The sequence below is a fragment of the Endozoicomonas sp. ONNA2 genome (assembly GCF_024606365.1).
GTDB lineage: Bacteria > Pseudomonadota > Gammaproteobacteria > Pseudomonadales > Endozoicomonadaceae > Endozoicomonas.
In genome coordinates, this window is sequence record NZ_JAHHPO010000754.1 from 1 (window position 1) to 10,675 (window position 10,675).

At 48.5% G+C, this 10,675-nt stretch carries 11 protein-coding genes; 8 read left to right on the forward strand and 3 right to left on the reverse strand.

All coding sequences use genetic code 11. From position 1 onward, the window contains the following. Window positions 1-239: 239 nt before the first annotated feature. Together KDK14_RS13340 and KDK14_RS13345 are read left to right on the forward strand one after the other, a co-directional pair. Window positions 240-758, forward strand: coding sequence for a TlpA disulfide reductase family protein (locus tag KDK14_RS13340; protein WP_257265647.1), 519 nt, complete (start codon window positions 240-242; stop codon window positions 756-758). Between the two features lie 208 nt (window positions 759-966). Continuing rightward, a complete protein-coding gene (locus KDK14_RS13345) occupies window positions 967-1,239 on the forward strand; it encodes an acylphosphatase (protein WP_257265648.1) in 273 nt (90 codons plus the stop codon). On the opposite strand, the gene KDK14_RS13350 is transcribed toward KDK14_RS13345, so the two are convergent. Next, the gene (locus KDK14_RS13350; protein WP_257265650.1) at window positions 1,236-1,904 is read right to left on the reverse strand and encodes a lytic transglycosylase domain-containing protein; all 669 of its coding nucleotides are present in this window, start codon (window positions 1,902-1,904) and stop codon (window positions 1,236-1,238) included. The genes KDK14_RS13345 and KDK14_RS13350 overlap by 4 nt on opposite strands. After that, entirely contained in the window at window positions 1,864-3,582 is a 1,719-nt protein-coding gene (locus tag KDK14_RS13355) for a proline--tRNA ligase (RefSeq protein WP_257265652.1), read from the reverse strand. Before KDK14_RS13355 ends, KDK14_RS13350 begins: the two co-directional genes overlap by 41 nt. Before the next feature lie 371 nt (window positions 3,583-3,953). Here KDK14_RS13355 and KDK14_RS13360 point away from each other — a divergent pair, with 371 nt between their 5' ends. Together KDK14_RS13360 and KDK14_RS13365 are read left to right on the forward strand one after the other, a co-directional pair. After that, the gene (locus KDK14_RS13360) at window positions 3,954-4,424 is read left to right on the forward strand and encodes an HIT domain-containing protein (protein ID WP_257265653.1); all 471 of its coding nucleotides are present in this window, start codon (window positions 3,954-3,956) and stop codon (window positions 4,422-4,424) included. Window positions 4,425-4,529: 105 nt separating this feature from the next. Beyond that, complete coding sequence (locus KDK14_RS13365; protein ID WP_257265654.1) at window positions 4,530-4,730, forward strand: SlyX family protein; 201 nt, start codon at window positions 4,530-4,532, stop codon at window positions 4,728-4,730. Window positions 4,731-4,845: 115 nt separating this feature from the next. On the opposite strand, the gene KDK14_RS13370 is transcribed toward KDK14_RS13365, so the two are convergent. After that, window positions 4,846-5,073, reverse strand: coding sequence for a cold-shock protein (locus KDK14_RS13370; RefSeq protein ID WP_257265660.1), 228 nt, complete (start codon window positions 5,071-5,073; stop codon window positions 4,846-4,848). Window positions 5,074-6,163: 1,090 nt separating this feature from the next. On the opposite strand from KDK14_RS13370, the gene KDK14_RS13375 reads away from it, so the two are divergent. The 4 genes from KDK14_RS13375 to KDK14_RS13390 all read left to right on the forward strand — a co-directional run bounded on the left by KDK14_RS13375 (window position 6,164) and on the right by KDK14_RS13390 (window position 10,395). After that, complete coding sequence (locus KDK14_RS13375; protein ID WP_257265655.1) at window positions 6,164-6,505, forward strand: HU family DNA-binding protein; 342 nt, start codon at window positions 6,164-6,166, stop codon at window positions 6,503-6,505. A gap of 49 nt (window positions 6,506-6,554) precedes the next feature. Continuing rightward, window positions 6,555-7,946 (forward strand): OprD family porin, encoded by a 1,392-nt coding sequence (locus KDK14_RS13380; protein WP_257265656.1) that lies wholly within the window; start codon window positions 6,555-6,557, stop codon window positions 7,944-7,946. A 386-nt stretch (window positions 7,947-8,332) separates the two neighbouring features. Next, window positions 8,333-8,809: a hypothetical protein gene (locus KDK14_RS13385; RefSeq protein WP_257265657.1), complete on the forward strand. Its 477-nt coding sequence runs from the start codon at window positions 8,333-8,335 to the stop codon at window positions 8,807-8,809. Between the two features lie 80 nt (window positions 8,810-8,889). Continuing rightward, window positions 8,890-10,395, forward strand: a complete 1,506-nt coding sequence (locus KDK14_RS13390; RefSeq protein WP_257265659.1) for a hypothetical protein — start codon at window positions 8,890-8,892, stop codon at window positions 10,393-10,395. The last annotated feature ends 280 nt before the right edge of the window (window positions 10,396-10,675 follow it).

A 10,675-nucleotide genomic window follows, 5' to 3' on the forward strand; every position in this document is an offset into this window, starting at 1 on the left:
TGATTCTGAGGAGAATACCCTGAAGGGCACAAGTAGCGGGGCTATTTGACGAAGAGGCAGGAATTTTTAGACCAATTTGCTGCCACCGCAGTAGGGCTGTCTATTATCGGACTCCTGCCCCCTTGCGCAGGGCAGCCTTGATCAGCTGCTGTCTGTGGCTAATACTGAAATCTGCCTGCTGGCACCCGGTGAAAGGGCGCTGTACAGCCTCAGGGTTGGTCAGACAGGATATGGGCTGCATGAACGTGAATGAGTGCAGCTCAATGCATGTTTTTCTGGAGGTATTCATGGGGATAAAAAGAACATGGGAATACTTTTTGGTTGTTCTGTTGTTGGGGGTTCTCGCGGCCTGCAGCAAACCCGTCACTTTTACGGATATCAACGGGGATTTTGTCCCACTGGCCAGTGATCAATGGCTGGCGTTGAATTTCTGGGCAGAATGGTGTGACCCCTGCCGGGAGGAGATTCCGGAGCTGAATGAGCTGGCCAATGATGGCCAGGTCAGGGTGCTGGGTGTTGATTTTGATAGCAGCCAGGGGGGGGCATTAATTGATAAGGCAAAAGCGCTGGATATTCGCTTTCCGGTACTTCAGGAGTCACCACTGACCGCGTTGAACGAACCTCTTCCCCAAGTATTACCCGCAACTTATATTATTTCGCCGGAAGGCAAGGTGGTGACCAAACTATTTGGACCACAGACCAAAAAAAGCCTTGAAGAGCAGATTCAAACGTTAAGTAATGCCCATTCCGCCTTATGAATGGGATAGCGAGCAAGTCATTTTGGACAGCTGGACAAGGCAGAATGACGGGTAATAGCAGGGCTGCTTGTGGATATTGAGAGGAATTCCAACGAAGATCCAGCTGTCCAAAATGGTTGCACAGCTCATATTGAGCAGGTGGAATTGGCATAACCATCAAGAGGCAGTCTATTCCGAGACAGCCTGTAACTACGGGAAAGTTCGCCAAATGGCTGATGTGTGCAGAAGAGCCCTTGTTGAAGGAAGGGTGCAGGGTGTCTGGTTTCGGGGCTCAACCCAGGAGCGAGCCCGTCGTCTGGGCATTGGTGGCTGGGCCAGAAATCTGCCGGATGGGCGGGTCGAAGTGTTGATGTGTGGCCCCGCAGAAGCCATTGCCAAGCTAGAACAGTGGCTTCGCAAGGGACCACCCCTGGCCAGGGTGGTTAATATCTCCATTGCCGAAGAGCCTCTGCAGGTGTTTGACACCTTTACCACCGGTTAATTCACAACCCAGTGGCGTTCCCAATTGGTTAATACGCGCTCTGGGTACCAGGTTTTGCCCAGGCTGCCATTATACCGGGCCAGCGCCCTGGTCAGATTGCCGTTCTCTTTCTCAAGGTAGTATCTGAGAATGGTACAGCCGTAGCGAAGGTTGGTCTGGATGGTGATGAGGTTGTCCTTATCCTGGCCAATAACATTCTTCCAGAACGGCATAATCTGCATCAAACCCAGGGCTCCAGCGGAAGAAACAGCATACTGATCAAAGGCAGACTCTGTCTGAATCAGTGCCAGCACCAGTTCCGGTTGCAGATCTACCTTTGAGGCTTCCAGGTGAATCATCTTTAGCACCTTGAGGCGAAGCTCTGGCTCTTTAATAAAACGGGCGAGACGGGCAGACATATCAATAAGCCAAACCTCGTCGTCAAACGAATCGTCGAGGCTGCCCGGTTGATCCAGTGAGCGCGACAGTACTTTCTGTAAAATAGGGTCGTGCCATTCCGCCTGACTGGCCTGAGGCATGATAAAAGCGGCCACCAACCCCATAGCCCTTAACAGGGTTTTAGGGTTGGCCGTTTTCAGTAAGCGACTGATAGAGAGTAAAAGGCAGTTTGCAAATAGAGTATTGTTAGTGGTTTGTGCGTTGTTTAAGCAGTTCGGTAATTTCACTGAGCAGAATATTTTCTTTATCATTTGCCATCCGGTGCTTGTATTCTACCATGTCATCAGCCAGCCCCCGGTCACTGAGTACCACACGGTGCGGAATTCCGATAAGCTCCATATCGGCAAACTTGACACCGGGGCTGGCTTTTCTGTCGTCCATCAGAACTTCAAAGCCTGCAGCCGTCAGTTCTTTGTAAAGCTTTTCGGCCACTTCGCGGACGACTTCGGATTTTTCTATCTTCAGGGGTACCAGGGCAATCTGGAAAGGCGCGATGGCTTCGGGCCAAATAATACCGCGGTCATCGTGGTTCTGCTCAATGGCGGCAGCGGCGGTCCTGGACACGCCGATGCCATAGCAGCCCATGGCCAGGGGGGTGCTTTTACCATTTTCGCTGAGCACTGTGGCGTTCATTGCTTCACTGTATTTGGTGCCCAGTTGGAAAATATGACCAACTTCAATGCCACGCTTGATAAACAGCTGCCCTTTACCGCAGGGGCTTGGGTCACCTTCCTGAATATTGCGCAGGTCTTCAACGCGGCTGAAGGTGCAGTCACGCTCCCAGTTGATGCCGAAGTAGTGTTTGCCTTCAAGGTTGGCGCCTGCACCAAAGTCAGCCATTTTCTCTACGGTCCGATCGACAATCACGGGTATCGGGCAGTTAACCGGGCCCAGGGAGCCAGGGCCGGCACCCATGATGCGCTTGACTTCTTCTTCGCTGGCAAAGCGCAAGGGGGTAGCCACATCCGCCAGGTTTTCGGCCTTGACTTCGTTAAGTTCGTGATCGCCACGGATCAGCAGGGCGATGAACTCGTTGTCATCTTCTTTTGCCGCGGCGACAACCAGGGTCTTGATGGTTTTTTCAACAGGCAGCTTGAACTGTTCTACCAGTTGATCGATGGTCCGGGCATCCGGAGTGTTTACCAGTGTCATCGTTTCAGAGGGAGCAGGGCGGTCAAATGTGGGGGCAACCGCTTCGGCTTTCTCAAGGTTGGCTGCGTAATCACTTTGGTCACTGAAGACGATGGCGTCTTCACCGGACTCGGCCAGTACGTGGAACTCCTGGGAACCACTGCCGCCAATGGCACCACTGTCGGCCTGAACCGCACGATATTTCAGACCCAGGCGATCAAAGATACGACAGTAGGTGGCGTGCATGTTCTGATACTCTGCCTGCAGACACGCTTCAGAGGCATGGAATGAATAGGCGTCTTTCATCAGGAACTCTCGGCCACGCATCAGGCCGAAACGTGGACGACGCTCGTCGCGGAATTTGGTCTGGATCTGGTACAAGTTGATCGGTAGCTGCTTGTAGCTGTTCAGCTCGTGACGGGCAATATCGGTAATGACTTCTTCGTGGGTTGGGCCAATGACAAAATGACGGCCGTGGCGATCCTGAAAACGCAGCAGTTCATCGCCAAATTGATCCCAGCGACCGGTTTCCTGCCACAGTTCTGCCGGTTGCACCGCTGGCATCAGGGTTTCCAGGGCGCCGGAACGGTTCATCTCTTCACGAACAATACTTTCTACTTTCTGCAGAACTCTAAGACCCAGGGGCAGCCAGGTGTAGAGGCCGGATGCCAGTTTGCGAATCATACCGGCACGCAGCATCAGCTGATGGCTGATGACCACCGCATCGGCAGGCGTTTCCTTAAGGGTTGGAATCAGATACTGACTGGTTCTCATGGGCTCGATTACCAAGGGGGTTCAAAAAAAGCGGGTCAAATTTGACGTTAATTAATGGTTTATTTTAAGGTCAATCGATTATTATACCAACTGCTGTTGCAAATTCCGCTGTTGTTGATCTGAATTATCGCCTGTTAACCGGGAGGCTGTCCGAGAATAGACTGCCTTGCTGCAGTTGCTATAAATTGGTCTAAAAAATTCCTGTTTCTTCGTCAAATAGCCCCTTTACTTGTGTCCTTCAGGGTATTCTCCTCAGAATCAGAAATTTTTAGCCTCAATTTCTCGCAATCCTCACCACGGTCGCTATTCTCGGACAGCCTCGTAGTCCGGATATTTCAGGCTACAAGAACACCTTTTCTATTTTTCTTTGGATGGGCCGTGCTTTGAGTAGCTTTGAACTGGATCCCCGGCTGGCAAGAGACTGTGTGGTTGTTGGTGATTTTCGTCTATGTCGTCTCTTGCTCATGAACGATAGCCAGTATCCCTGGTTTATCCTGGTTCCCCGTATCCCCGGAGTGACGGAGATTTATCAGTTGGAGGAAGCAGCTCAGCAGCAGCTGCTTCTTGAGTCCTCTTATCTGGCAAAAATGCTACAGGTGCTTTTCTGTGCAGATAAGATGAATGTGGCGGCGCTGGGTAATGTGGTGCGACAGCTGCATGTTCACCATATTGTCCGTTTCACCGCTGATGCTGCCTGGCCAGCGCCGGTCTGGGGCAGGCATCCTGCTATACCATACACGGATAAACAGCTCTCAGCGGTGATAGGAAAATTGAAAACGGTCATTGCTGATATGACTTCCTTTCAGTGGGCGCAAACAGGTTTGGTAAATTTGGAAGGCTGAAGCTCAAGGAGTAGACTGCAGCTTACTCCACTTTCCGTTGCCGGGGAATTGATCTTTCCTGATTGTTGATGACCGGAAGTGGTCTGGCTGTGGGAGTAACAAACGATGCAAAATGAACTGCTTGAGCTGCAAACCCAGTTGAGTTACCAAGAGGATACGATTGCCCAATTGAATGAGGTGGTTACCCGGCAGCAGAAAGATATTGACCGATTGAAAGAAGCCATGGCGCAACTGAAAAAGCAATTTGAAGAGATGGTTGCAGAGCAGTTGGAAAGTCAGGAAGAGTTACTTCCTCCGCACTATTGATTGAACTGTGATTGAACTGTGATTGAACTGTGATTGATTGAACTGTGATCATGATTAAACGGCTTTGGATGTTTCTGGCTGGATTATCCGTATCCAGCCAGAAGACCGGGTTTACCTATTTTCCTCTTGGTGCGGCAATAACATCTTCTGCCTGAAGACCTTTGTCCCTCTCAACCACAATGAACTCAACCCGCTGTCCCTCACTGAGGGTTCGGTGTCCTTCGCCACGGATGGCACGATAATGGACGAATACATCTTCACCCATATCACGGGTAATAAAGCCAAACCCTTTAGTGATATTGAACCATTTGACCGAACCGGTTTCCCGGCCGGAGTGGTCCATCGGTTCAGCCGATGAGCCGGACATTCCGGGCAGGTTGGCGATAACATGAAACAGGGTGCCCGTGCTGATTGAGAATAGCGTTAACTGGTCGAGCGTAACGCCAGAGATCATTTGGGTGCTGTTAAAGGTAAAGCCAACCGCCGCTGTGAGCGCCAAGAGCAGCAGGATAGACCCTGCTATTTGCAGCCACCGTTGGAAGCCATCGCGTCTGTTCAGGTAGGCTCCTGTTATCAGGTTAACTGAAGCAGCCATCAGCAATAATGCAACCACCGGGTTGGCTGCGGCGGTTGATGGCAGGTATAGGTTGGTCATAATGGCAATGACGAAAAAAAATGCCAGCAGGCCGGTGAACAGATGAACTATTTTTAAATGTTTCAAGGCTTGTTCCCTTAATCTGTTATTAGTTGAAAACATCGAGCCCTGCTACGCGTAGACTTTTCAGAACAGCAGCCATCCGTGAAAACAGAATATGGTGCAAAGCTGTCGTGAATTTTTATCATGACTATCTGAACAGCTTTCGAGTTACAACATTGAGCCCGACAAACACGTTGTGCGACTTATTATGATGGAACACACGTTTTTCCATATCAGTGGTTAATGTACCTTTATGATGTTTTTTTCTCAAATATTGACAACCCTGCTGGAAATTTAACAGGAATAACGATCCAGGTAGCGCTGTGGACTTTCTGGTGATTTGTGCAAAGTTTGATTGACTCTATGATTATGGTGTAAATCTTATGGCAAAAAATACTCGACGTGGAAAAATACCGATATTATAGTGGTATTCAGTACCTTGGATATTAACTGCTGTCGACTTCTATTACCGCCTGGATTATGGTGAAAATGTATAGAGGTTGTTAATAGATAGCGTTGTACTCTTGAAGTGATAAGGCATATTTCGTTATGCCTTATGGAGGTACGAAATCCGCCTGGTGTTGTGGCAGGTAATGCAATAGCTGATAGTTGCAGTCAGCTGGTAAAGGCAGATCGCCTTACCCCGGACAGCAGCAATAACATCACTCAATACCCTCTTTAAAAGGGATGGCCTCAGGGAAGGCTTAAAAGGAATTTTCATCAGGAGAGTATCACTATGGCTGGGAAAAAAGCACCCGCAATCAAGGAAAAATACAGCAAGACCCAGATGCTGGCAGAAATTGCAGAAAATACCGGGCTTAGCAGAAAGCAAGTAAGTGCGGTAATGGATGAGCTGGGCGATCTGGTTGAACGCCATATTAAAAAGCGGGGTTGTGGTGAATTTACCTTGCCCGGGCTGCTAAAAATTGTGACCAAGAAAAAACCGGCGCAAAAAGCCAAAAAAGGTGTTCCAAATCCTTTCAAACCTGGCGAATTAATGGATGTACCCGCCAAGCCTGCTTCTATTCAGGTAAAGGTAAGGCCATTGAAAAAACTGAAAGAGTTTGCTGCATCCTAGGCTGCTCGCAGAATCTTCAAAATCAAGGGAGTCTAACGGCTCCTTTTTTTTGTGGTTGCAATTTGATCAGGGTTGTAGAAGAATATTTTTTCGTTGCGAACAGGACGTATATCGCCAAGGGGAACTGCTTATGTCAGTTGGTGGTAGTCGCAATAATAAACACAACACAAAGTTCACAAGGAGCATTCCGATTATGCAAACCCTCGCTAAAAGCGCATTGGGTGTAGCTGTTGCTGCAGCTGTTGCCGCTACTTCTGTGCAGGCATCTGAATCTTTGACTATGGATCCGAGCCTGACGTTTACCTATAAGAATTACTACTTTGATGAAAACAATAAAGGTGCTGGTGCAACCAGCGGACATGACTGGTCTCATGCATTGATTGCTGATTTTGATACGGGTTACGTTAATGGTCTGGTTGGTGCGGTTGTCACTGCGGGTTACGCTGGGCCGCTGGATGTTGATTCAGGATTTGCTACTAACGTTGCTGGTGGATCTGATGATAATCAAGATGATGCTATTTCCGGGTTTCAGCAGGCTTATCTGAAAGCGCAGCACTCTTTCAGTGGTGTTGATTTTGAAGGTACTGTTGGTGTCAAGAAACGTAGTACCGAAACGTATTCTGATTCCGGGTCTCGGATTCTGGCGGCCAGCTCCACAGGTTACGACCTTTCGGTTGGCTTCGAAGGAGTTAATGCATATTTTACTGAAATCACCGGTGTTAGTGAGCGGGATGCTTCAACATTGAGTGGCGACTTTTATGGTAACGGCGTAAAGCTTGATTATCTCCGTATTGTGGGGGCAAGCTACAGTTATGAAGGCTTGGACCTTGCAGCAGAATATGGCAACTCAAAAGACTATGCCAAGCAGACTTTCCTGAAAGCTGGTTATGGTTTTGAGCTTGATGATATGAGTTCAGTTGAACTTGATGTTCGTTACGGTAGGGTCAAGAGTGATCAGCCTTTTAATGATGCAAAAGCCAAGTACTATAACCTGAATGCAACTTATAACTATGACAATGCTTATGTCGCTTTTGGTTACAACAATACCAAAGATGGTGATTATAACTCTGACTACTTTGATGGTGAGCATGACAAATTCAATTCCAGCTTGTCACTGTGGGAAGATTATGCAGAAGAAGGTGAGAAAGCGTATGTACTCTCTGCGGGCTACAATTTTGCTGACCAGGGCTTCAGCGGTTTGACTTGGGATGTATGGTACGGCAAAGGTACTGATGCTAAACAGATTAATGACTTCAAGCGTAATGAGTACGGCAGTTATGTAAATTATGCATTTGATGGGGCTCTTGAAGGTCTGTCTGTAGCCTGGTTTTACACTAATTACCGAGCTCGGGGCGATGTTCAGGATAATAGTACTCTTGGAGGTCTTTCTGACCTGGATATTAACCGTCTTTACCTGACTTACTCTGTTGCTGCATTCTAGGCAGTCAATAGCACAATTTGAAATAAGAGGGCGCATGCCCTCTTTTTTTGGGCTCGTCGGTCCCCCGTGGGAATGCATAGCGTACCTTCCCGCAAATGAGAACTCCCATAAACTCTTTATGATCCCGTTCAGAAACAGGTAGCTAATTTCCGGGTTATGCTCACAATCATTGCATGTTTCCGCTAATTCCGGGTGATTTAATTTTTAACCAAGTGCCGGTTGAAAAAAACAGATACCCCATTAATTGGTCTAAACGTTTGATTTTTAATGTGATTGAGTGGGTGTTCTGCCTTGTTGCTATTAATGATGAATGGATATAAATATAAACTGGTTATAATTGAATAATACCTTACATAATTTTATCAGGGATGAGGCTTTCGAGGGTTATGGATAATAAGGCTGATCAGCCATCCTCTGCGTCACTTTGGCTTGCCTATCTGGCTAACGGTGGCACCATGAAAGAACTTCGTAATATGGACCAAAGCCAGCTTGATGCTGTATACCGGGTGGCTTTTGCCCAATTTAATTCCGGGCATTATACCGATGCATTAAAGATCTTCCGACATCTCTGCCTGCTTGATCATACCAGCTATTCCTATTTCCTTGGCCTGGGCTTGTCTCAGTATGAGCTTTCCCTGTTTGCCCAGGCTGCGGCAACGCTGGCTCATGGGGCAAAGCTTGATCAGCAGGACCCAAGGGCATCTTTGATGATGGCTAAATCCTTTATTGAGATTGAACAGTGGTCTCTGGCCCAAGCAGCCTTGTCAGAAGCCGTGATCAGGGCAAGCCAATCTGCTCGCTGGAAAGATGAGCTTTTGCAGGCAAAAAAATTGACCAGTTTTGTGGGTGGCAAGTTGCAATGAAGATGTTCCGGGGATTGTTTATTGCCCGTTAAAAGAATATTTGAAATTTCAGGCATGGCAGGGTCAGGGAGGGCGTTATTATGTCGAGTTCAGTTGGAGAATCCGGTGGAGTACAAACAGGCATTACTCCTGCTCCGGGCGTACCGGTTAACGTTTCGTCAGGTCCTGGAAATGGGGTAAGTAGTGGCTTCAGTTCAGCAAACTCTGTCTCGCAAATCGGGGGGGGCAGCTCGGGTGGAAGTCAGGGAGGGGTCTCTCTGAATGCGCCTGCAAATAATGGTGGTGGCGTTAACTATCTGGCGCAGGCGTTGCAGGGCAAGCTTGATTCGTTGCGTGCCACTATTGCCCATAATAATGCCCTGACCCCCGGGGAGCTTGATCTTTCTGATACTCAAAACCTGTTGTTGTCCTTAAGAGGTGCAATTAATGACATTAAAGTACTTAATAGTGTGACAACGATTGAAATACGCGCTGCAGACCGGCAGGCACAAGTCTCTCTCGCATCGGACATTAGTGCAATGCAAAAATCGATTGAGGTAACGCAGAGTTCGATCAACAGCAAAATGGCATATCGGGGCCGCGCTCCTGACTACCAGAAGCCAGCACTGGATGCTGAAATAGAAGCATTAAAAGGTAAGAAAATGACCACGGAGGTGCGACTGACTGCAAAACAAGCACTGCTTTTGAGTTCTGAGAATAATGCGGTCAGGGACCTGTCGGTCCCCCTGGTGAAGCCTGTCAGTCCGGAATCACTGGAATCCGGTGAAGAGCAGCTGGATGAACTTAAACATGAATTAAAGATATTAGAAAAGCGTTTTGACAGCGACGAGGTTCGCTCCAGGCTGGCCAGTCTCATTGTTGCTGAGTATGACAAGAAGACCATTCGGGAATCTGATCGTAACGTTAAAAGTCTTCAGCACCAGGGTGTTGAAGGTTCTACTGAGCATTTGAAATCGCTGGTAAACCCGAAGTTGGTTGATAACCTGTTCGGTTTCTATTCAGCTCGAGATACGTCTGCACTGGCTGCAGTGAGAAGTCAGGCCGCTCCATCTGACCAACAGCTGACTGATGCTGCCGAAGGCCTTGCTCTGGTACTGCTTGCCGAGCCACCGATGACAGGCAGTGAAAAAAATCCCGTCGCTAATCCCGGTAGCACCCATAATCCACAGGCGTTGATGCTTGCAGCGACGTCAGTGAAAGCCACTGGAGAAAGTACAGTCGATCAGCCATATCCTGGCCAGAGTTCTGAGGATGCCAAAAAATCACAGTCTCTGATAACCTCGGCAGAGCCAACAGTGACAGCCAGTGAAGAACATCCCGTCGATCAGCCCCACCTTGGCGACAGTCTCAGTCTTGAGGGGGCTGATAATCCACAGGCTTTCACACTGCTTCTGGTAAAAGAGCGAATGGCTGATATGCAAGAAGCGCTGAGCAAGGAATCGGGTGGGGGCATTGTTGACTCTGTTGAGTCCAGACAGCTTGCCCAGTTGCTCGAAGCAGAGCGAGAGGTGGATGCCATGGTTATCGAGGCCGTCAGGGATCAGGAACGCTATGAGGCGGCTCTTCCCAAGTCGCATCCAGTCTGAGAAAGAATATCGAGGTATACCCCAAAAAGTATTCAGTATTAACATTCTATCTCTCAAGCCGTACTGGTGAGCAGTACGGCTTTTTTTGTTTGGCAACGGCTGACTCTGTTTGTCTTTGGGGTATAATGGCCGCTTTTCTGAGAATCAGTAACAGTAAGTACCTGATTCAATCCGGGATGGTGCTTATTGTTGAAATGAAAAGGGTAGTCCAGGAGGCTGTCCGATAATAGACTGCCCTACTGCGGTGGCAGCAAATTGGTCTAAAAAGTCGGAAATTTTT